This is a genomic window from Bradyrhizobium sp. 2TAF36 (genome assembly GCF_052114925.1).
GTDB classification, from domain to species: domain Bacteria; phylum Pseudomonadota; class Alphaproteobacteria; order Rhizobiales; family Xanthobacteraceae; genus Bradyrhizobium; species Bradyrhizobium barranii.
The window spans coordinates 21,012-42,539 of sequence record NZ_JBFRFR010000049.1; the positions used below are offsets into that span (position 1 = coordinate 21,012).

The 21,528-nt window shown below is 63.6% G+C and carries 21 protein-coding genes; 5 read left to right on the plus strand and 16 right to left on the minus strand.

Annotated elements, in window-relative coordinates; genetic code table 11:
• Positions 1-9: 9 nt before the first annotated feature.
• The 10 genes from AB4Z51_RS26825 to AB4Z51_RS26870 form a co-directional block, all read right to left on the minus strand.
• A complete protein-coding gene (locus AB4Z51_RS26825) occupies positions 10-1,698 on the minus strand; it encodes an ABC transporter ATP-binding protein (protein ID WP_441498337.1) in 1,689 nt (562 codons plus the stop codon).
• Positions 1,677-2,525 carry an ABC transporter permease gene (locus AB4Z51_RS26830; RefSeq protein ID WP_441268407.1) on the minus strand — a complete coding sequence of 283 codons (849 nt, stop codon included), beginning with the start codon at positions 2,523-2,525 and terminating at the stop codon, positions 1,677-1,679. Before AB4Z51_RS26830 ends, AB4Z51_RS26825 begins: the two co-directional genes overlap by 22 nt.
• On the minus strand, positions 2,522-3,532 hold the full coding sequence (locus AB4Z51_RS26835) for an ABC transporter permease (RefSeq protein ID WP_439034493.1): 1,011 nt from the start codon (positions 3,530-3,532) through the stop codon (positions 2,522-2,524). Before AB4Z51_RS26835 ends, AB4Z51_RS26830 begins: the two co-directional genes overlap by 4 nt.
• A 38-nt stretch (positions 3,533-3,570) precedes the next feature.
• The gene (locus tag AB4Z51_RS26840) at positions 3,571-5,223 is read right to left on the minus strand and encodes an ABC transporter substrate-binding protein (protein ID WP_441498338.1); all 1,653 of its coding nucleotides are present in this window, start codon (positions 5,221-5,223) and stop codon (positions 3,571-3,573) included.
• 601 nt (positions 5,224-5,824) lie between these two features.
• Positions 5,825-6,337 carry an Lrp/AsnC family transcriptional regulator gene (locus AB4Z51_RS26845; RefSeq protein WP_441268406.1) on the minus strand — a complete coding sequence of 171 codons (513 nt, stop codon included), beginning with the start codon at positions 6,335-6,337 and terminating at the stop codon, positions 5,825-5,827.
• A gap of 45 nt (positions 6,338-6,382) precedes the next feature.
• Positions 6,383-6,535 (minus strand): hypothetical protein, encoded by a 153-nt coding sequence (locus AB4Z51_RS26850; protein ID WP_439034496.1) that lies wholly within the window; start codon positions 6,533-6,535, stop codon positions 6,383-6,385.
• A gap of 213 nt (positions 6,536-6,748) precedes the next feature.
• Positions 6,749-7,075, minus strand: coding sequence for a hypothetical protein (locus tag AB4Z51_RS26855; protein ID WP_439034497.1), 327 nt, complete (start codon positions 7,073-7,075; stop codon positions 6,749-6,751).
• Positions 7,076-7,084: 9 nt separating this feature from the next.
• Entirely contained in the window at positions 7,085-7,900 is an 816-nt protein-coding gene (locus tag AB4Z51_RS26860; protein ID WP_439034498.1) for a MetQ/NlpA family ABC transporter substrate-binding protein, read from the minus strand.
• A 45-nt stretch (positions 7,901-7,945) separates the two neighbouring features.
• Entirely contained in the window at positions 7,946-9,289 is a 1,344-nt protein-coding gene (locus AB4Z51_RS26865; RefSeq protein WP_441268405.1) for an LLM class flavin-dependent oxidoreductase, read from the minus strand.
• Positions 9,290-9,322: 33 nt separating this feature from the next.
• Entirely contained in the window at positions 9,323-10,159 is an 837-nt protein-coding gene (locus AB4Z51_RS26870) for a class I SAM-dependent methyltransferase (RefSeq protein WP_439034500.1), read from the minus strand.
• Positions 10,160-10,532: 373 nt separating this feature from the next.
• Here AB4Z51_RS26870 and AB4Z51_RS26875 point away from each other — a divergent pair, with 373 nt between their 5' ends.
• The 5 genes from AB4Z51_RS26875 (at position 10,533) to AB4Z51_RS26895 (ending at position 15,977) form a co-directional block, all read left to right on the plus strand.
• Entirely contained in the window at positions 10,533-11,972 is a 1,440-nt protein-coding gene (locus tag AB4Z51_RS26875) for an FAD-dependent oxidoreductase (RefSeq protein WP_441498339.1), read from the plus strand.
• A 296-nt stretch (positions 11,973-12,268) separates the two neighbouring features.
• The gene (locus tag AB4Z51_RS26880) at positions 12,269-13,183 is read left to right on the plus strand and encodes a TauD/TfdA dioxygenase family protein (protein WP_441268404.1); all 915 of its coding nucleotides are present in this window, start codon (positions 12,269-12,271) and stop codon (positions 13,181-13,183) included.
• A gap of 22 nt (positions 13,184-13,205) precedes the next feature.
• Positions 13,206-14,264, plus strand: coding sequence for an ABC transporter substrate-binding protein (locus AB4Z51_RS26885; RefSeq protein WP_439034503.1), 1,059 nt, complete (start codon positions 13,206-13,208; stop codon positions 14,262-14,264).
• Positions 14,261-15,118 carry an ABC transporter ATP-binding protein gene (locus AB4Z51_RS26890; RefSeq protein WP_439034504.1) on the plus strand — a complete coding sequence of 286 codons (858 nt, stop codon included), beginning with the start codon at positions 14,261-14,263 and terminating at the stop codon, positions 15,116-15,118. Before AB4Z51_RS26885 ends, AB4Z51_RS26890 begins: the two co-directional genes overlap by 4 nt.
• The gene (locus AB4Z51_RS26895; protein ID WP_063984176.1) at positions 15,111-15,977 is read left to right on the plus strand and encodes an ABC transporter permease; all 867 of its coding nucleotides are present in this window, start codon (positions 15,111-15,113) and stop codon (positions 15,975-15,977) included. Before AB4Z51_RS26890 ends, AB4Z51_RS26895 begins: the two co-directional genes overlap by 8 nt.
• Here the strand turns inward: AB4Z51_RS26895 and epsC are convergent.
• Genes epsC through AB4Z51_RS26925 form a run of 6 tightly spaced genes read right to left on the minus strand, consistent with a single transcriptional unit; the run spans position 15,974 to position 21,292 of the window.
• On the minus strand, positions 15,974-16,891 hold the full coding sequence (gene epsC / locus AB4Z51_RS26900) for a serine O-acetyltransferase EpsC (protein WP_166352076.1): 918 nt from the start codon (positions 16,889-16,891) through the stop codon (positions 15,974-15,976). The two genes, AB4Z51_RS26895 and epsC, sit on opposite strands and share 4 nt — an antisense overlap.
• Positions 16,881-17,453 carry a flavin reductase family protein gene (locus AB4Z51_RS26905; protein ID WP_085404163.1) on the minus strand — a complete coding sequence of 191 codons (573 nt, stop codon included), beginning with the start codon at positions 17,451-17,453 and terminating at the stop codon, positions 16,881-16,883. The genes epsC and AB4Z51_RS26905 overlap by 11 nt, the downstream gene beginning before the upstream one ends.
• 44 nt (positions 17,454-17,497) lie before the next feature.
• Positions 17,498-18,730, minus strand: coding sequence for an acyl-CoA dehydrogenase family protein (locus tag AB4Z51_RS26910; RefSeq protein WP_439034505.1), 1,233 nt, complete (start codon positions 18,728-18,730; stop codon positions 17,498-17,500).
• Between the two features lie 15 nt (positions 18,731-18,745).
• Positions 18,746-19,750 carry an NrtA/SsuA/CpmA family ABC transporter substrate-binding protein gene (locus tag AB4Z51_RS26915; RefSeq protein WP_208086070.1) on the minus strand — a complete coding sequence of 335 codons (1,005 nt, stop codon included), beginning with the start codon at positions 19,748-19,750 and terminating at the stop codon, positions 18,746-18,748.
• Between the two features lie 19 nt (positions 19,751-19,769).
• Positions 19,770-20,498, minus strand: a complete 729-nt coding sequence (locus AB4Z51_RS26920) for an ABC transporter ATP-binding protein (protein WP_441498340.1) — start codon at positions 20,496-20,498, stop codon at positions 19,770-19,772.
• Positions 20,495-21,292: an ABC transporter permease subunit gene (locus tag AB4Z51_RS26925; RefSeq protein ID WP_208089367.1), complete on the minus strand. Its 798-nt coding sequence runs from the start codon at positions 21,290-21,292 to the stop codon at positions 20,495-20,497. The genes AB4Z51_RS26920 and AB4Z51_RS26925 overlap by 4 nt, the downstream gene beginning before the upstream one ends.
• Positions 21,293-21,528 lie beyond the last annotated feature (236 nt).

Here is a 21,528-nt window from a genome sequence, read left to right on the forward strand (position 1 = left end):
CGGTCATGATCAACCGAAGGCGCGCGTGCGCATGTGCGCGATATCGTCGCCACCCGACGGGATCGACGCCAGCAGCGACCTCGTATAGGGCTGCTGAGGGTTGTCGAAGATGTCGGCGACGGCCCCGTGTTCGACGATACGTCCGCGATGCATCACCGAGACGGTGTGGGCGAGCTGACGCACCAGCGCCAGGTCATGAGACACGAACACGTAGGTCAGGCCCAGAGTAGCCTGTAGCGAGAGCAGGACTTCGACGATGCCGGCCTGGACGCTGACGTCGAGCGCGGAGGTGGGCTCGTCGAGCACGATCACGTCGGGCTTGAGGACCAGCGACCGGGCGATGGCCACGCGCTGGCGCTGGCCACCTGACAGGGCTCCGGGCTTGCGGGAGAGCAGGTGCTCGCCAAGTCCGACATCGGCCAACGCTTCGCGGACGCGCTCATCCCGTTCCTTTCGCGTTCCGATCTTGAATCGATCGAGCGGCTCGCGCACGAGCCGCTCAATCGTCCAGGTCGGATCGAGCGAGGTGAACGGGTTCTGGTAGACCAACTGAAGGTGGCGCCACACCGTCCGCAGTGCCTCGGGCGAGCGGCCGGTGATTTGTTCGCCTGCGACGGAGATGCTCCCGGTGTCGGGTCCCTCCAGTCCAAGCAGCAGCCGGACCGTCGTGTTCTTTCCCGAGCCCGATTCGCCGACCAGCGCGTGCGTGGTGCCAGCAGGGACGCTGAACGACAAATCGTCGACGGCCGTCAGCGCCTTGCCGTCGACTGTGAAGGTCTTCGTGACGGCGCTGACCTCGATCTTCGGTGCCTGGCCGGTCTCGCGGGAACGGAAGCCCGTGTCGCGCAGTGCGGCGTAACGGTCGGGGTTGAGGGCCGGGACATCCGCGCGCAGCTTCTTTGCGTAGGCCGACGCCGGCGAGGAGAAGACGGAAGCGGTCCGGCCAGCCTCCTGGATGACGCCGTCCTTGAGCACCACGAGCGCGTCCGCTCGCTCGGCGGCGATTGCAAGGTCGTGCGTGATGAGCAGCAGACTGATCTTGAGATCGTGCTGCAGCCGCGTGAGCAGGTCGAGGATCCGCTTCTGGATCGTGACGTCGAGCGCGGAGGTCGGCTCGTCCGCGACCAGCAGTGCCGGCCGTGGCAGGATCGCAAGGCCGATCAGCACGCGCTGGAGCATGCCGCCGGACAGCTGGTGCGGGTAGGAGTCGTAGACACGCAGGGGGTTGTCGAGCCCAACCTGGGCGAACGTCTCCAGGATGAGCTGCTTGCGGATCGTCTTGTCGGGCTCGTCGAGCAGCGCAGCCGCCTCCTGCGCCTGGGCACCGATTGTCCGTACCGGGTTGAGTGAGTTGGCAGGGTCCTGCGGGACGAACCCGATGGCTCGTCCCCGCAACGGCCGGAAGCCGCGCTCGGAAATCCCCAGCACCTCCTGGCCGTCGAACGCGACGCGGCCGGTGGCGTGCCCGCCGCTGGGGAGCAGCCGCAGCACTGCGCGGGCGATCGTCGACTTGCCGGAGCCGGACTCCCCGATGAGGGCGAGGCTCTCGCCGCGGCCGAGTTCAAAGCTCACGTTGGTCACGACCTCGTGCGGGCCATAGGAGACCGACAGGCCGTCGACCCGGAGCTGCGGAATCGACCGCAGCGGCGTCGGCGCGACGCGGGTGAACGTGGCGGTCAGTCTGTCTTGCGGAGCCATCGGCTGATCCTGTTTGCGGAGAGGACGGTCGCGATCGTGACGAAGGCGGGGGCGTACACCAGCCACGGCCATTTGAGGTAGTCCTTGCCGATCGAGATCAGCAGGCCCCAGTCGGAGGCGGGAGGCGGATCGCCGTAGCCGAGGAAAGCAAGGCTGGCGATCACCAGGATCGACAGGCCGAACTGCAGCACCGCGAGCGGGAGCACCGAGCGCGATGCATTCGGCAGCACGTGCCGCAACAGAATGTGCCAGCGCGAGCCGCCCATCAGGAACGATGCCTCGACGAAAACGGCCTGCCGGGTCTTGATCACTTCCGAGCGCATCACCCGCGCGAACACGGCGACCGCCGAGACGCCGGTCGCAACCGCAGCGTTCGTGGTGTCGAAACCGATCGCGGTCACGACGATGACCGCCAGCAGGAAGTTCGGGATCGCCAGCAGCACATCCACCAGGCGGGCGAGCACGATGTCCATCCAGCCGCCGAGGAAGCCGGCCAGGAGGCCGATGAGCCCGCCGGCAACCGCGGCGATGACGACCGCGATGAGCGCGCTCGTCACCGAGGAGGCCGTGCCATAGACGACCCGGGTATAGAGGTCGCGACCGAGGTGATCGGTGCCGAACCAATGCGCTGCGCTGGGGCCGAGCAGCTTGTCAGCGGGGACGCCGCTGGCGGGATCATGACTCGTGAACAAGCTCGGCGCGAGCGACCAGGCGATTACGATCGCGATGACGGCGAATGCGAGCGCGACGGTCGGCGGCACCCGAAGGGCTGTCAGCCGGCTGATCGCCGTGATGCGTGGCGAGGAGGAAACGGAGACGAGTGTCATGATGTCACCGCCGGGGACATGCCAGCGGGGCCTTCGTCAGCGGTAGTCGGGCGGACCTTGGGACCGCCGATCAGCTTCACGCGCGGGTCCAGCAGCGGGTAGACGAGGTCGGCGATCAGGTTGACGAGCACAAACACCACTGCCGCAAGCGAGACGACCGCTTGCAGGACAGGCAGGTCCTGCGTGCTCACCGAACGCTGCACCAGGCTGCCGATGCCGGTGCGTCCGAACACCGTCTCGGTGATCAGCGAACCGCCGAGCAGCTCACCGATGGCGAGTGCGATGACGGTGATGACCGGGAGCGAAGACGGCTTGAGCAGGTGCTTGGCAAAGAGGTGCATCTGCCCGAGCCCACGGCTGCGCGCAACGGCGGCGTATTCCTGTTCGGACTCGTTGTCGAGGTTCGCGATCAGCACCTCGGTGATCCGTGCGGAGATGGGGATGCCGAGCGCGACCGCGGCGAAGAAGGTCGCCCAGAAGCTGTCCGGCGCGATTACGCGAAAGAACCCGAGCTGGAAGCCGAAGATGTGGATCAGCACCAGGCCGATCACGAAGTTCGGCACCGACAGGAACAACGATGGGAAGCCACGCAGCAAGCCCTGGCCAAACCGTTTCGGAAGGAACTGGGTGCCGTAGGCGATCGTAGCCGCCAGCAGCAGCGCGATGGCGAAAGCTGCGGATGCGAGGATCAGTGTCGAAGGGAGAACCTCGGCGATCAGGGTTGTCACAGGCCGGTTGGATCGCATCGACAGGCCGAGGTCGCCGGTCACGAAGTTGGACAAGGACGCCCAGAGCTGGATCGGAATTGGCCGGTCCAGGCCTTGGGCGGCGATGATCTCCTTGATCTGATCCTCGCTGAATCCATTCTGCGGGTCGCGCAGCACGTTGGTGATGGGGTCACCAGGCAAAATACTGACGACGACGAAGGTGAAGACGTAAGCCAGCAGGATGACGACGACGGCTTGGGCGAAGCGCTTCGCGGCATAGGACAGGTAGGCGCTTCTCATGCCGGTCGCCTCCTCACGCTGCTTGTTTGCACTGCGGATTACTCGCCGATCGTTGCCGTGTAATAGCTGGCGTAGGCGATGCCGTTGTAGACCTCCCCCTTGAGCTTCGGGGACTGCACGTAGATCCGCTGGACGATCTGCGTGCGCGGGATGAAATAGCCCTGCTGGAGAACGTAGGTCTGCAACTCGTCGAGCAGCGGATTGCGAATGTCGAGAGAGGCCGCGCCGGCGATCTTGTCGCGCAGTTCATTGAGCTTCTTGTCGCTGTCGCCGAGGTTGAACCAGTTCTCTCCGTTGTTGGCGTCGGTGAGGATGCTGGCCACCGTGCCGGCGTCGATGAAGCTGCGCGTCACCTCGTAGGCAGGCACGGCCGGCCCGCCGAACCGGACCTTCTCGCCGAACGTCACGACGTCGTAGGCGCGAATGGTGACCTTCCAGCCGAGCTTGCCGAGTTGCTGGGCGATGAGTTCGTCGATCGACTTTGCCGTCGCAAGATAGGGGTTGGAGTGGAGCGTCAGCGACAGCTGCTTGCCGTCCTTGGTCCGGATGCCGCCAGYACCCTTGATCCAGCCGGCTTCGTCGAGAAGCTTCTCCGCCTTGCCGGGGTTGTAGGCCAGGAGCTCGCTATGGTCGGTTGCACCCGGTACGTTGCTCTGGATGAAGGACGTCGCCAGCTTCCAGTCAGGCGTATAGACGGTGTCGATGATCTCCTTCCGGTTGATGCCGGCCTGAAGAGCCTGGCGCACTTTCAAGTCATTGTATGGCTCCAGCTTGGTGTTGATCGCGAGGCCGTTGACGAAACCGAGATAGCGCGGGGTCGCGACCGTGAAGCCCGCTTCCTTGAGCGATTTCAGTTCCTGCGGTGAGGGGCTGTAGGCGACATCGGCCTGTCCCGACTGGACAGCGGCGACCCGCAGCGACGGCTCGGTCACGAGTTTGTAGGTGATCGAGTTGAGGTAGGCCGGACCGGTGTGACCGACGGCTGCCGGCCCCCAATTGTAGTTCTTGCGCTTGACCAGCTTGACGAAGTCGCCCTCTTTCCAGGAAGCGACCACATACGGGCCGCTGCCGGATGTCTTGGCCAGATCAGCCTGCTGCGCGGCGGGCTGCGCGATCGTCTTCGGGGAGATGAGGATCGAGCCGTGATAGCCGAGCGTCGGGATAAACCCGAGCGTCGGCGCCTTGAAGACAACCTTCACGGTGGCTGCATCGACCGCCTCGGCGTGGTCGTAAGTCTTCGGGAAGAGGCCAATCGGATTGATCCCCTCGTTCCGCCGGCCTGCGTACCAGATGTCGAGATTGGCGACCACGGCTGACGCGTCGAGCGGTGTTCCGTCGGAGAAGGTCACACCCTTCTCGAGGCGCAGGGTGAACTGTGTGGCCTCGCCGTTCTGCTCCCAGCTTTCGGCGATCCAGGGGCTGACCTTGCCGTCGGCATCGACATAGACGAGCTTGTCGGTCACGTGGCCCCAGATGTGGCCCTGGAAGCTGGAGATTGCGCTGTTGTTCGGAATCCAGGTGCTGCCGAGCGAGTCGATGAGGAAGGTGATGTCGCCGCCGCTCGGTGGAGCGCCGGCAGTTCGCGCCGGAGAGAGGCCCGCCGTTGCCGTCACGGTCGCTGCTGCAATCACGGAGGCCGCAGCGAGGAGGCGGCGCCGGGAGAGCGAAAACATTGGGAAACGTGCGGTCATGAAGAGCCCCTGATGATTGATGCGCGATCAGGTCACCGTTTCGCGAAAGCGTTACGGCACGATCAGCGTTTCCTCGTAGGAGAAGCGAAACAAAGGGACCTGGCCATTCCAAATTTCACTCGGGACAGACAACAAAAGCGTCGGGGCGGGGCAGTGGACGCGATGGTCATTTTGTTTTCATTGCGAACGCGCCCGATCTAGGTTTGCCCGTGACCGAACAGCGCAACGATTGCCGCTTCATTCGCGCGTCAACCCGAGTTCGGCGGCGCGACGGTCCTCTCAGGCGCATTATGTCGCGTGGCGCATCACCAAATTGAAAAGACATTCTGCAGAAAGCCGAGCGCTGGTGTGCACCGGGAGATCAAGAAAAATCCCATCAAGGCCACTGTGAGCAGACATTGAAAAGTGGACTAAGCGCTCTTCCAGCAGGCCGCGCGATGTCTGAGAGCAGCGGGATATGTGGCGTGGCGACAGGCGATGGCAACTGTCCGTTGGTAGGTTCACCAAAAAACTCTAGTCCAAGGGGGTAGCGTCAGTCGGGATGCTTTGGTGCGCTATCGGCAAACTCGTCGCGTGACATAGGCTCGCGGTTCGTCAGCATTTATTCCACCGTCACAGCCGCTGGAATCGGCAGCGCCGTGATCGACTTGATCTTCTCCATCGCGAAGCGCGAGGTGACGTTCTTGAGCGGGACGGCGTGGATCAGCTTCTTGTAGAACACGTCGTAGCTCGGCATGTCCGGAATGACGACGCGCAGCATGTAGTCGACGTCGCCGGCCATCCGGTAGAATTCCATCACCTCGGGCATTGCGCTGACTGCTGAGGCGAAACGCTTCAGCCAGACGTCGGAGTGATCCGCGCTCTCCACCGAGACGAACACCGAAAGGCCGAGGCCAATCTTGTTTTGGTCCACCAGCGCAACGCGCTTGACGATGACACCGTCGGCTTCGAGCCGCTGAATGCGCTTCCAGCAGGGCGTGGACGACAGGCCGACCCGGTCGCCGATTTCGGCCACGGAGAGCGAAGCATCCTCCTGAAGCACCGTCAGGATCTTGCGGTCGATGGCGTCGAGGCGGCGGCCAGTCTCGGCGAGCTGCAACGCAGCGTCGGTCATGTCATAGACCTCAGTGTGATGAAAAGTTGGACGCGTTGCCGGGCGTCAGCCGTGGGGCCCGAACAGGAAGATCTCGTAGAGATCGTCCTGCGTGTTGTCCGAGCCGCCTGTCCGTAGCCGCAGCGAGCGCCGGAACCATCCACGTGCCTGTTCGATCAAACGAGCGAAGCCTGAATGCAGCGAGATGACGTAGCGCATGTTCACTCCGGACGACGGTGTAGGACGAGAACCCGGAAAAGCTATCACGGCAGGGGTTGAATTGAACATTGCTACACACTCGTCGGAATCAGTTTGGTTGAATCATGCTGGCGTCGTCGCGAGCGCGGCTGGAAAATTCCACGATGCTCGGCTGAGATGGATGATTTTGATGTCCACCGCCGCGCCGAAAGCATGGAAGGCATAGTCTTGCCGCTAGTCGGCCGTCAGTAGCGCAAGCACTTCAGCCTGCCGGAGTCGCGGCAGGGAACCGAGGTTCGATGGCCTGCGACAGGACTCCGATGCGGGATAGAGCATGGGCATACCCATGCCCCCCGACACGAGATACGGCAAAGCGTGGTTTGCTCGTCCGTTCAAATGAGCTCCTGTCATGATGCCCAGTGCGAACAGGAAGGTGATCAGCAAGACCAGCGGGAGGACGAAAGCCTCCTGGAAACGAAGCTTGTCGGTCATCGCCCGCGCGTCGATCGCGCGCTCGGCGGCGGAGCGGCGGCTGGCCCATTCAAGCGTGAAATCGAACATGCGATCCCCTCACTTCATGTAGTCGGGCAAAGTGAAGCCGTCATAGAACCGGTCGGCCCGGATTGCCGTCTTGAACGTCGGCGACTTGTAACCGGCGACGATGTCCTGGGCCCATTCGGCATTGGCGTTAGCCTTCTTCACCGCGAGCACGTTGATGTAGGGCGTGGTCATCTTCTCCAGCGCAAAGGCACTGGTCAGCTTCAGCCCGCTGAAGATCGCGAAATTGCCCTGTACGGCGGCGAAATCGACGTCGTCGAGCGCCCGTGGCGCCTGTGCGGCCTCGAGCGGCACGATCTTGATGCCGCCGGGATTTTTGATGACATCGAGCTCGGTGACGTCGACCGACTTGCTATCACGGATCTCGATCAGGCCGAGGTCACGCAGCACCCACAGCGCGCGCTGCAGATTGACCGGATCGTTCGGCACGGCGACGCTCGAGCCCGGCTTGATCGGCGTGCCCAGCGGATGCTTCTTCGAATAGAGGCCCATCGGCGGGGTGGGGACGTGGACGATGCCGACGAGATCAGTCTTCTGCCGCTCGTTGTAGGAATCGAGAAAGATCGTGTGTTGCATCACATTGGCGTCGATCTCGGATTTGAATACCGCATTGTTGGCTTCAAGGCCTGTCGAGAACTCGACATAGCGGATCTTGTAGCCCTTCTTCTTCAGCTCGGGCTCGACGCCGATCTTGAACTCGTCGATATACGGTCCCGGCACGAAGCCGACCCGGAGCTCCGGCTTCGCGGGCTGCTGTGCCAAGGCGTCTTCGGCGGCGAAAGGGGAAAGAGCCAAAAGGCCGGAGAGGAGAAACAACGCTGTCTTCATGTCTTCTTACTGGTCTTGAGTTGGGATGTCAGTGCGGAAGCGGTGTCAGGCGATCGCCTTGACCGCGTTGGAGTAGATGCTGGCGGGACGCGCCAGGCCGTAATGCTCGCGCAGGGTCGTACCGGTGTAGTCCTCACGGAACAGGCCGCGCTTGCGCAGGATCGGGACGACCTGCTCGGCGAAGACGTCGAAGCCGCCGGGCAGCCAGGGCGGCATCACGTTGAATCCGTCCGCCGCACCGCCCTCGAACCAGGTCTGGATGTTGTCGGCGATCTTTTCCGGTGTGCCCGCAATCACCCAGTGGCCGCGCGCGCCGGCGAGGCGCTGCACCAGCTGCCGGATCGTCGGTTTCTCACGATCGACGATGTCGACCACCAGCTTGAAGCGGCTGGCAACGCCGCGCGCGCTCGCGGTGTCGATGAGATGGCGCGGGACGGGGCCGTCGAGATCATATCCGGTGAGATCGACGCCGATCATTTGGCGCAGCTGGGTCAGGGAATATTCCGGTTGGATCAGCGCGTTGAATTCTTCTTGGAGCCGGTCCGCCTCGGACTGCGTGCTGCCGATGAAAGGGCTAATGCCCGGCAGGATCTTGATCTCATCCGGACCGCGGTCGAAGGCGCGGGCCTGGCGCTTGATGTCGGTATAGAACGCCTTCGCCGAGTCCACGGTTTGATGCGCGGTAAAGATCGCCTCCGCAAAGTGGGCGGCGAAGGCACGGCCGTCGTCGGAGGCGCCGGCCTGGACATAGACCGGCCGGCCTTGCGGCACGCGCGAAATGTTGAGCGGGCCGCGCACGCGAAAGTGTTGGCCGACATGGTCGAGCGTGTGGATCTTGTTGGTATCGGCAAAAATGCCCGAGATGGGGTCGTTGACGAGCGCGTCATCCTCCCAGCTGTCCCAGAGCCGCGAGATCACGTCGAGATATTCGCGGGCGCGCTCGTAGCGTTCGTGATGCGGGGGGTGTTCGGGCAGGCCAAAGTTCTGCGCTGCTTGTGGCGCACTGGTCGTCACGATATTCCAGCCGGCGCGACCCTGGCTCAGATGGTCGAGCGAGGCGAACAGGCGCGCGAGGTTGTAAGGCTCGGTATAAGTGGTCGACGCGGTTGCGATGAGGCCGATGCGTTTCGTCACTGCGGCAATCGCAGCCAGCCAGGTGATCGGCTCGAAGCGAAAGCGCTGGGCATAGCGAACGTTGTCGGCGAGGGCCGGACCGTCGGCAAAGAAGATGGCGTCGAATTTACTGGCCTCGGCCCGCTGCGCCAGCTCCTGGTAAAAGGTGATGTCGAGGATGCGTTCCGCCGACGATCCCTTGTAGCGCCACGCGGCTTCGTGGTGGCCGCCGGGATAGATGAAGAGATTGAGAACAAGCTGCCGTTGATTGCCCATGGTTCGAATGTCCAGATGCGATTGCCGGAGAAATTAGGAGGCGGATGGAGCCGTTCGCGACCTCGGCTTTCGCGCGAAGGCGAAACGCAGATATCGCTCCAGGCGCAGGCCCTCCGGGGTACGCCTCGCCTCGACTAGCGCTGCAAAGGCCGCGTCGATCGCTGCCCGCTCCGCCGGCGAAAAGCTGCCAAGGAAGTTGCCGAAGGCGCTGGCCTCGGACCATCCCAGCACCGACGTCACGTCGCCGTGCAGATCGACGAGCGAGCGCAGGTCGCTTCGGTAATCGACGAACCCGACCTCGGCGAACAGGGCTCTGAGCTCGTCGTCGCTTGCTCCGAGCACGCGATGCGGCTCGCTGCTTCTCTCGCCGAAGCCGGCCTGTTCGATCGCCTGGCGGAGCAGGGTTCGCGACTCGTGAGGTTTGGTCGGATCCTGAACGTTCAGCCCGATCCGGCCGCCCGGCCTGAGGACGCGTTCGATCTCGCGCAGCGCCTGCCGCTTGTCCGCGATCCAGTGGAAGACGCTGTTGAGGTAGACGGCGTCGAATTCCGCGGGTCCAAAGCGCGAAAGGTCCTCGGCACGGCCGACATCGAAGGTCAGCGTCCCCGAGGCGCGCAGACGCGCGATGGTGACCCGGTTCTCCAACGGGTCGATGCCGATCACGCGCCCGGTCGGGCCGACAAGTCCCGCGACGAATTCGGTCAGGCGGCCGGTGCCGGCGCCGATATCGAGCACGCGATCCCCGGACTTCAAAGCCAGCGGCCCGATGAGGAATTTACCATGGTGAAACTGGAGGACGCCAGCCTGCTCGTAGGTCCGTGCAAGCTCGGGCGTGTCCCGTTCAAGGCTGATGACGCCGGCGGTCGACATCGTGCTTTCCAAAATCTCCAACGAGCCGTCGAGACGGCTTGATCGAGACGAACTCTATGTTGTCGGGGTGAGAAAAGTCGATGAAATGGATTTGCGTTGTTCGGTGCGATGCGAGCATGAATCTAGCGGCGGGAGCGCATTCAGTAGATAACGTCGCGAACCGATCGTCTCAACTGAAAGTCGATCTGGCGAGCGAATGGCCGGTCGTGTCTTCTGGCTCGCGCCGCTGTCGGCGCAAATCTTTCAACGCCGCGTGACCTCGCGGTCTGTTCGTTGTTCGGGCCGCAAAACAAAACCGATTCCATTTCATTGACTGAGTGTCGTTGGCTTCTACGATTTGGTCGCATCTGATGCAGACAAATCCGGGTGCAACATGTTTCAGTCTGATGTCAATGACGCGGCTCGCGAAACCCTGCGTCTGATTGGTCCAGATCCGCAGAACTGGGTTCCGGATCGTCATGGGGGCGACCACAACGTCGCCATCATCGGGGGCGGGCAATCCGGAAGCGCTTTCGCCTTTGCATTGCGCCGTGCCGGCATCGGCAGTGTCACGGTGATCGATGCATCACATGACGCGGCGTCGTCCGGTCCATGGCTGAGCAGCGCGCGCATGCACAAGCTGCGCACGCCGAAGGGGCTGCCCGGACCGGAGCTTGGTCTGCCGGGGCTGAGTTTTCAGGCTTGGTATGAAGCCCGCCATGGCGCGGTCGCATATGAAGCGATCGATCGTATTGCTCGCGTGGATTGGGCCGCCTACCTCGACTGGTATCGCAACACGCTCGGCATCGAGGTGCGCTATCGTACCAAGCTTGTTCGTATCGAACCGGCGCAGGACCACCTGCGGCTTCATCTCGATATTGCGGGCGAAGCGAAGACGGAAACGGCCCGCAAGATCATCCTTGCCAGCGGTTTCCCAAGCAACGGCGGTCCGTCCGTCCCCGACGTGCTCTCCCGCAATCTGTCAAAGGAGCTTTACGCGCATACGTTGGAGGCGATCGATTTCGACAGGCTCCGCGACAAGTCGGTCGCGGTGCTGGGCAGTGCGGCCTCCGCGTTCGATGCCGCGGCAGTTGCGCTCGAAGCAGGGGCGAGGGAGGTGCATCTCTTTGCACGCCGCGGCAGGGTGGCCTCGGAGCCGGTGATCAGGACGCGTGGATATCCGGGCGCATACGACAATTACGGGGCGCTCCCGGACGCGGTGCGCTGGCATCAGGCCATTCGCTTCCGTCGCGCGGGATCGACGCCGGCGCCCGATGCAATCGCGCGTGCGGTCAAGTTCCCCAACTTCCACCTTCATCTGGCAGCGTCGTGGACGTCAGCCAAGCCGTTCGGACGGCGGCTGCTCGCGACCACGCCGCAGGGCGATATCGCATTCGATTTCGTCATCGCCGGTACGGGCTACCAGGTCGATCTGGCGAAGCGGCCTGAGCTCGCCGCCTTCTCCGACGAGATCCTGCTATGGCGCGACCGCTATTCTCCGGCCGCGGACGAGCAGGACGAGGCCCTGGGCGCACACCCTTATCTCGGTGCGGGCCATGAATTCCTGGAGAAGGGGCCCGGCCGCGCGCCTTACTTGCGGAACATCCACGTGTTCAACCCCGCGGCATTCGTCAGCTTCGGCCTGCCGATTGGGGACGTGCCGAGCTTCAAGCGCGATATTCCGGGCGTCGTGGCGCGGATCAGCAGGGATCTGTTCCTTGACGACCTTCCGGCGCACGAGGCGCGGATCAACGGGCCGATCGCCGACGACTTCGAGCCGGCCCTTTACGCGTCGGCCGTCTGGCGGTCGCCGAATATCGTCGCGGCAGAATAGAGCAGAGTGCAAGTAGCAACTGGACACGCCATGATCGTGGATGCGTCTGTTTCTTAACGGCCTCGAACTTTGGAAGCTATTTCCGAAGTCCTTGAGTTAGCATCCTGTGACTGAACAAGGGGCTGCATCGATGCAGCCCCTGGGGAAGATCCCGCCAGACGCGATTGTCGCCAGAGCAGACGGCGGTCTCGCAAGAGGATCGATCGCAACATCACTGCCTTTCACTCCGCCATCGCAGCAGCGATCGGCGAACGGCGGAGCCTTGTCAAATGGATCGCGGTCTCGGGGAAGATGACATGACAGACGGAATCACCATCGACAACGTCATTCCGCGTTCGGATATCGTCAAGCGATCGGCCCGTATCGGCGCCGAAATCAGGAACATCAAGCTTTCGGGCGATCTTCCGGATCGGACGATTGCGGCGATCAACCAGGTGCTGCTCGAGCACAAAGTCATCTTCTTCCGTGACCAGAATCATCTCGACGATGCCGAGCAGGAGCGTTTTGCCCATCGGCTCGGAAAGCTGGTGCCACATCCCACGGTCGGCGCTACCAAGGGAACGGCCTCGATCCTCGAACTTGACTCCGCGCGCGGAGGCGGGCGCGCCGACCAGTGGCACACCGACGTCACATTCGTCGACGCTTATCCGAAGATCTCAGTCTTGCGCGGCGTCGTGATCCCCGAGTTCGGCGGCGACACGATCTGGTCGAACACGGCGGCGTCCTATCTGGATCTGCCGGCTCCGCTGCGCAAGCTCGCTGACGAGCTGTGGGCGGTGCACAGCAATGCCTACGACTATGCAGTCAAGACCCGTGCGAGCGAGGCTGACCGGAAGCAATTCGAGGAGGTCTTCACGGCGACCGTCTACGAGACCGAGCATCCCGTCGTTCGCGTCCATCCCGAAACCGGGGAACGGACGCTGGTGCTCGGCAATTTCGTCCAGCGCTTTGTCGGCCTTTCGAAATACGACAGCCAGAAACTGTTCGACCTGTTCCAGTCGCACATCACCGCACCCGAGAACACCGTGCGCTGGAGCTGGCGGCAAGGTGACGTGGTGATCTGGGACAATCGCGCGACCCAGCACTACGCGGTCAACGATTACGGCGACCAGCACCGCGTGGTCCGGCGTGCCACCATCGATGGCGAGGTGCCGGTCAGCATCGAGGGCCGCAGCAGCGTGACCCGCGTCAAGGCGGCGAAGGCCGCCTGAAGCGAGCAATGGAGTGAACACAATGAAGATCGCTATCTCTGCGTTGCGTCGTCTGGTTGCCGGCCTGCGGGCAAGAGGGCGGCAACTCGGTCTGGCCGGCCTCGGCCTGGCGGCTCTCGCCAGCAGTGCCATGGCCGAGGCGCAGCTCGAAAAGACCGAGATTCGTTACCAGGGCTGGGCCGGGCAGGTGACGTTCATCGAACTGGCCGACGATCTCGGCTATCTCGCGCCGCTCAAGCTCAAATGGGTCGGCAACACCATCAGCGGTCCGCAGGACATCCAGACCGTCGTCACCGGCGACATCGATATCGGCGGCGCGTTCTATGGCGCGATCATCAAGCTGATCGCAGCCAGGGCGCCGATCAAGGCTGTTGTCGGCTATTACGGCTCGGACGACAACACCTACAACGGCTACTACGTGAAGGAGGACAGTCCGATCAAGACCGCGCGCGACCTGATCGGCAAGAAGGTCGCGGTGAACACGCTGGGGGCGCATCTCGAATTCGTGCTGCGCGAGTATCTGGCCCGCAATGGCCTGACGCCGGCGGAGGCGAAGCAAGTGACGCTGGTTGCAATCCCGCCGGTCACCGGTGAGCAGGCGCTGCGGCAGGGGCAGGTCGAGGTCAGCACGCTGAACGGCGTGCTGCGCGACAAGGCGCTGGAGCGCGGCGGCATCCGCAGGCTGTTCGCGGACTCGGACATCTTCGGAAACTTCACCGGCGGGTCCTATGTGCTGCGGGACAAGTTCATCAAGGACAACCCCAACTCCTCTCGCAAGCTGATCGAGGGCGTGTCCCGTGCCATCGCCTGGGCGCAGACGACGCCGCCCGAGGAGGTCCGCGCCCGCTTCGAACGCATCATTGCCGATCGCAAGCGCAACGAGGACGCAACACCCATCAAATACTGGAAGAGCACGGGTGTCGCGACCAGGGGCGGGGTGATCGGCGATGCTGAGCTCCAGGTGTGGATCGACTGGCTGGTCAAGGACGGTCTGTTGAAGCAGGACCAGCTCAAGCCATCGGACATCTATACCAACGAGTTCAACCATTTCCGCCCCGGCAAGACCGCGGAGGCCAAATGACCATGGCCAAGATCCGCTTCGAGCACGCCCGCAAGGAGTTCCTGGTCCGCGGCAAGGATGGCGGGCCGGCGCAGAGCTTCACCGCGCTCGATGATGTCACGCTGGATGTTCGTGCCGGCGAATTCCTGGCGCTGGTCGGGCCGAGCGGCTGCGGCAAGTCGACCTTGCTGGATCTGCTCGGCGGACTGACGGCGCCGAGCAGCGGACGCGTCCTGCTCGATGGCAAGGTCATCGAGGGCCCGGCGCGCGACCGCGGTATCGTGTTCCAGCAATATGCGCTGTTTCCCTGGCGCACAGCCGCGCAGAACGCTGAGTTCGGGCTCGACATCGCGGGTCTCAAAGCCAGGGAGCGGCGCGAGCGGGCCCTGCATTATCTCGATCTGGTCGGACTGTCCGGCTTTGCCGACCGCTATCCGCACGAACTTTCCGGCGGCATGAAGCAACGCGTCGCGATCGCGCGAAGCCTTGCCTACGATCCGGAGGTGCTGCTGATGGACGAGCCCTTTGCCGCGCTCGACGCACAGACGCGTGAGACGCTGCAAGGCGAGCTGCTGCGGATCTGGCGCAGGACCGGGAAAACCATCCTGTTCATCACGCACGGCATCGACGAGGCCGTCGTGCTCGGCCAGCGCGTGGCCGTGATGACCTCGCGCCCCGGCCGGATCAAGCAGATTGTCGATATTCCCGCCGAGCTGCACAGCGAGACCGAGGACGTCCGCTCGCTGCCCGAGTTCGGGCAGGTCAGGCACGAGGTGTGGTCCTTGCTGCGCGACGAAGTGTTGAAGGCGCAGGGCTCCCAGGTGCCCGCGCCGGACGGCGAGCGCGCAGGAAAGAAGGAGTTGGCTCATGTCTAATCTGGAGATCCTGACGCTGCTGGAACTCGCCGAGGGGAGTCCGAAGGATCGGGTCAGACCACGCGCCGGCGCGGTTGCCGCCGCGACGGGCAGCCTGGTGCGATGGTTCGGCACCATCGGGCAACGATCCCTGCTGCTGCTGGTGTTCCTGGCTGTCTGGGAGACGACGCCGCGCCTCGGGTTGATCGACGTGACGTTCCTGCCGCCGTTCTCCGAGGTGATCGCAGCGGGCTGGCAGCTCGCGCAGAGCGGTGAACTCTATGACGACGTCGGTGCAAGCCTGCTGCGAGCCCTGAGCGGCTTCCTGATCGCCATTGTCCTGTTCGTGCCGTTGGGTGTGCTGACGGGATGGTACGCCCGGCTCGGCGACTTCCTGAACCAGATCATCGAGATCGCGCGCAACACGGCGCCACTTGCGCTGCTCCCTGTTTTCATCCTGCTGCTCGGCATTGGTGAGCTCTCGAAGGTCACCATGGTGGTTTATAGCTGCGCTTGGCCGTTACTTCTCAATACGATCGCAGCCGTGCGCCAGGTCGATCCGCTGCTGGTCAAGTCAGCGCGGACGATGGGCGCGACACCGAGCCAGTTGTTCCGGAAGGTGATCCTGCCGGCATCATTGCCGACGATCTTCGTCGGCATCCGTCTGGCGAGCGCATCCGCGATGCTGGTCCTGGTGGCGTCAGAAATGGTCGGCGCGAAATCGGGGCTCGGCTATCTCATCATCAACAGCCAATACAGCTTCCTGATCCCCCAGATGTATTTTGGCATCCTGGGCATTACCGTGATCGGCCTCGTCTTCAACGCGATCCTCGAGACGCTGGAACGCCGCCTGATGCGCTGGAAGGCGCCGGCCGCCTAACCCTGCTTGTTGCGGGCGGTGGCCTGCGTCACGATGCTGTTCGGCGGCACGTCCTGGGTGACCCAGACGTTGCCGCCGATCGTCGCGCCTCGGCCGATCGTGATCCGCCCGAGGATGGTTGCGCCGGCATAAATCACGACGTCGTCCTCGACGATCGGATGCCGTGCATCGCCCTTGATCAGATGGCCATCGTCGTCGGTTGGAAAGTGGCGCGCGCCGAGCGTCACGGCCTGATAGATCCGGACATTGTCGCCGATGATTGCGGTCTCCCCGATGACCACACCGGTCCCGTGATCAATGAAGAAGCCGGATCCGATGCTGGCGCCGGGGTGAATGTCGATCCCGGTTCTCGTATGAGCGATCTCCGCGACAAGTCGGGCGATCAAGCGCGCATTGAGCCCATCAAGGATATGTGCCAGCCGGTGATGGATGATCGCCGTCATGCCCGGATATCCGATCAGGATCTCCGGAAAGTTCCTGGCTGCGGGATCGCCGACGAAGGCGGCTCTCAGATCGGAGATCAGGAGTCCACGCACCACCGGCAGGCGCTCGCCGAACTGCCGCGTCAGCTCGACCGCGTCCTCGCGCCGGTAGCCCGGGATCAGCTCGTCACCGACGAATCGTGCGCCGCGGTGGATCTGGTCGCAAAGGCCGTCGAGGGCGATGCTCAGGCGATTGCCGACGAAATAGTCGATATTCTCGCCGTCGAGGTCGAACTGACCGTAATGCCTCGGAAACAGCGCCTCGGTGAGGCCATCCAGAATGGCCTGAAGCGCCTCGCGCGAGGGAGCGCGTCGCGCCTCTCCGTCGCGCCTTATGCTGTGTGTTTCTTCGCGCGAGAGGCGAAGCTCGGCGACAATCCTGTCAAGCTGCCAGCGCCCGCCGCTGGGCGATTCCGGCGGGTTATCTGACATGGGCCAACGGAATACTGATCTCGGCGAGGAGGTCGAGGTCGAAGTCATGGGTGATCCTGATGTACTGGCCGTTCCAGTACACCAGGCCCGACAGTTCGCGGGACAGCTCGAAGCTCAACAGGCTGCCGATGATGATGCCATGCGAGTGCCGCTCGATGATTTCCTCGACCTTGCATTCGATGGTTGCGAGAGTGTCGCCAAGCAGCGGCACGCCGGCCGCCCCCGCGGACCATCTGATCCCGTCGAAGCGCTCGTGGCCCTTCAAGCTTCCGTCGCTGAAGCGCCCGGCGAGGGCCTGCTGATCCGATCCCAGAATGTTGACGCCGAATACGCCGTAGCGCGCGATTCGAGCAAAGGACGAGGCCTGCCGGTTGACGCTGACTAGTAGCCGGGGCGGACTGGCGCTGAGCGATGTCAGGGACGTCACCGTCATGCCGGTGATGTCCTCGTCGCGACCGGCCGTGATGATGGTGACGCCGCCGGCCAGGCGCCGCATCACGGCTCGAAACTGATGCTCGACCTCGTCATCGCCGCTGACAAGATGAATGTCGGACTTTCCCATCTGTCGCTCCTCGCATCGGACGCCGTGGATCGGCCTGTTCGCTCTCAGAAAAAGCCCTTCGCGGGCAACGGCGTGCCGTTGATCTCGTGTTCGCCGATCGAACGCGCCTTGTAGGTGGTCGGATTGTGCGAAGAGAGCGTGCGCGCATTGCGCCAGTGACGGTCGAAGTTGGTGACCTTCTTGGTCGCCGATGCGCCGCCGACATCGAACAGCAGGCTGCCACCTCGGATGGCGAAATCATCGGCGATGATCTTGGCCTTTGCCGAGAGCAGCGCGGCGGTGTGCGCCGCCTCTGTAGCGTTCGCCGCGCCGGCGTCGAACGCATCGGTTGCAAGGTCGAGCGCCTCGGCGGCCGCGAGCACCACCGTCTCGGCCGCAAAAGCGCCGCTGGCGATCTGGCCGACCGTCTGTTGCAGGAGYGGATCGTCGGTCGGGATCTCGGTGGGCGCGTAGTAAAACGTACGCTTGCGCGAGCGGACCAGGGCTGTCGCATCGCGCAGCGTCGCGCGTGCAATGCCGGCAACGACCGCCGTCAGGAAGAGCTGTGCAAACGTGTTGGAATAGGGCACGCCATAACCGCCGTCCGGCGTATCGAACACCACTTCCTCGCGCCTGACCTTGACGTTACGGAAGTGCGTCGTGCCGGTTGCGGTAAGTCGCTGCCCGAGCCCGTCCCAGTCGTCGACCAGCTCGATTCCCTCGCGCTTGATCGGCACGATCGTGGCGCCCGTCGCTCCGGACGGATCGGCCGCGCGCACCAGCACATAATCCGAGTACAACGTGCCTGTGCTGTAGTATTTGGTGCCGTTCAGCAGATAATCGCCGTTCCCGTCGGGCGTGAACGTCGTCCCGGGCGTGACATTGCCGACGCGCGGGCTTTCAAGCTCGGTCGTCGCAAGTCCGATGATGGCGCCCTCGGCGACCGCCTTCTGCCATTGCCGGCTCTGCTCGTCCTTGGGGGAACGCACCAGGCGCTCGACCACGCTGAAATGGTTGCGCAGGATATGCGCGACATTGGCGTCGGCCTCGCCGAGGCGAATGACGAAGGCGAAGAGATCGCGGATCGTGCTGCCGGCGCCACCGGCGTCCAACGGCAGCCGCAACGCGCCAAGGCGAGCCCGGCGAATGAGATCGATGACCTCGAACGGCAGGATGCGGTCGCGCTCGCGGTCACTGGCGCCCTCGGCGATCTGGTTAAGGAGCGCCTCCAGCTCCGGCGAGCCGGTCTTGAGCGGTTCGGGTGTGCCGAGGGAGGGGGCGGACACGGTCTTGTTCATAGTGTTGGCCTGTTATTAGAGCTGGGCGAGATGGTCGGTCACCTTGACCGGCTCGGGTAGAACCTTGCGGGCCGCGAGCCAGTCGGCGGCCTTTTGCAGCTCGCTGATGAAGCGCTCGTCGTTGACCGCGAAGTAGCGGTATTTGCGGTTCATCGCGATGAACTGGTCGCGGACCTGATCGCTGTATTTCCCCGCCTTCTGGGCGATGTACTCGGCATCCCTGCTGTTCTCCGAAATCCACTTGCCTTCGGCGCGGAAGGCGTCGTTCACCGCGCGGACGAGGGCGGGATTGTCGGTCGCGAATTTGCGGGTGGTCAGATAGGACGTGTAGTCGATCTGGAATTCGAGATCGCGGCCTTCCAGAAAGATGTCGTGCGCCTTGTATTCGAGCCGGGCGATGTCGACGCCAGGGCTCCACATCGACCAGGCGTCGACCTTGCCGGAGGCGAGCGCCGGCGCCGCATCAGGAGGATTGAGATAGACGAACTTCACCGCGGAGCGGTCGACCTTGTGTTTCTCGAGCGCCGCGACCAGCAGGAACTCGCCGAGGCCTGAGCGATTGACCGCGACCGACTTGCCGACGAGGTCTTCGACCTTGTCGATGCCGGACCCGTCTTTGGCGATGATCGCCGTGGTGCGGGGCTCGTAGACCACGAACTGGGTGAACACCAGCGGCGAGCCGGCGATGATAGCGGCGAGCGCAGGCGTGGTGCTGCCGCCGAAGCTGAAATCTGCGCTGCCGCCGGTCACCGCCTGCAAGGTTGGCGCATGATTAGGGAAGGGGCCGAGCCATTCGACCTTGATGCCATCCTTGGCCAGCACCTTCTCGAACTCGCCGCGCTCCTTGGCGATCAGATTGAGGCCGCTCAGGCCCCAGGTCAGGCGGACCGTGTCGGTGGTACGGCCAGGCGCGGCCTGGGCGAATTCGCTGATATTCATGCCGGCGAGCGCGCCAATGCCAAAAGCTGCGGAGCCGAGGAAGCTGCGCCGGGATGGTTTGGCGATCGATGAGTCGGACATTTTTTGCCTTCCGGATGACCTAGCTGGGAGAATGGGAGACCACGCCAAGCTCGCTAAGGAGTTCGGCGCGCGAGATGGATGCCGAGCTTCCACGCCCGGCGCGATGCTCGAAGGCGATTGCGCCGTCGCGCATCACGAGGATGCGATCGGCCAGCGCGATGGCTTCGTCGACATCGTGGGTGACGAGCAGGACGCCGGGCTGATGATTGGCCACCAGCTCGCCGACCAGCTCGTGCATGCGGATACGGGTGAGCGCATCGAGCGCGGCAAACGGCTCGTCGAGCAGCAGAAGCTCGGGCTGCTGCACCAGCGCGCGGGCGAGCGCGACGCGCTGGGCTTGTCCGCCGGACAGATTGCGCGGCCAGTCGTCGAGCCTGTCGCCGAGGCCGACCTCGGTGAGCGCTTCGGCGGCGCGTTCGCGAGGATCCGGAACCTGCAAGCCGAGCGCCACATTGCGCCAGAGATTGTCCCAGGGCAGCAGCCGATGCTCCTGAAACACCACGGCCGGCCGGCGGGGCGCCGCGATACGGCCACCCTGGATGGGATCCAACCCGGCCAGCGCCCGCAACAATGTTGTCTTGCCGCACCCGCTCTCGCCGAGCAGGGCGACGAATTCGCCGCGATCGATGCGCAGGTTCAGCTTCTCGATCACGACGCGGCTGCCGTAGCTGCGGACGAGGTTGCTGACAACGACGGCCGGTCCGGATTCGAACGGCGCGGAAGGCTGCGGAGCGACGTGCACGTTCACCTCGCTGCTCCGTAATTCGGATGCCAGGCGAGGAGGCGCTGTTCGAGAAAGCGCGCAATGGCGTCGGCCGCGACGCCGATCAGCGCGTAGATTGCGATCGTCAGGACGATCACATCGGTGCGCAGGAATTCGCGCGCATCCATCGCGAGAAAGCCGATCCCCGACTGCGCGCCGATGGTTTCAGCCACGACCAGCGCGAGCCAAGCCGTGGCAAGAGCATAACGAACGCCGGTCAGGATCGACGGCAGCGCGCCGGGAAGAATGATGCGGCGGATCAGTTGGAGCGAGCTCAGGCCCTGGACTCGTCCCAGCTCGAGCAGCTTGGGATCAACCTGGCGGATGCCGAGCACGGTATTGATGTAGATCGGGAACGTGACGCCGAGCGCGACAAGGAAGATTTTTTGCGTCTCGCCGACGCCCAGCCAGACGATGACCAGAGGGAGTGCGGCGAGAAAAGGGATGGCCCTGATCATCTGCACGCTGCGGTCGATCGCGGCTTCCGCGATCCGTGAGAAGCCGACAAGGATGCCGAGCGTGGCGCCGACCGCAGACCCGATCGCAAAGCCCGCCGCGGCACGCAGCAGGCTGACGCCGAGATCGTTCAACAGGGTCCCGGTGGTTACGAGCTTGTACGCCGTTCGGATCACCTTGCTTGGTGCAGGCAGCACCTGCGGCGAAAGCCATCCCGCCTGTGCAAGTGCTTCCCAAACGACAACGAGCAGCAGGGGTGCAACCCAGGACAGAAGCTGGAGGCCGCGAGCGCCAAGCTTGCTTGCCGCCGCAGGCGATTTCATGCTGCCTTGCGATGACGGCGCGTTGTCAGCGACGATTGTCGTGCGGTCGATTTGGCTCAGTTCGATATTGCTCAAGACGTGAAACCTTGTTCAGCGCAAAATGTCCCATGAAATCGTGCCGACAGAAATAGAGCGCTATTTCAATTGTCGTTCGCTCCGGAGTGATCTGCTGTCGCCACGGTGCCGCTGCGCGACAAAGAAAATCTTTTGAGGCGGATGTGCTTGATTTTGCGTCA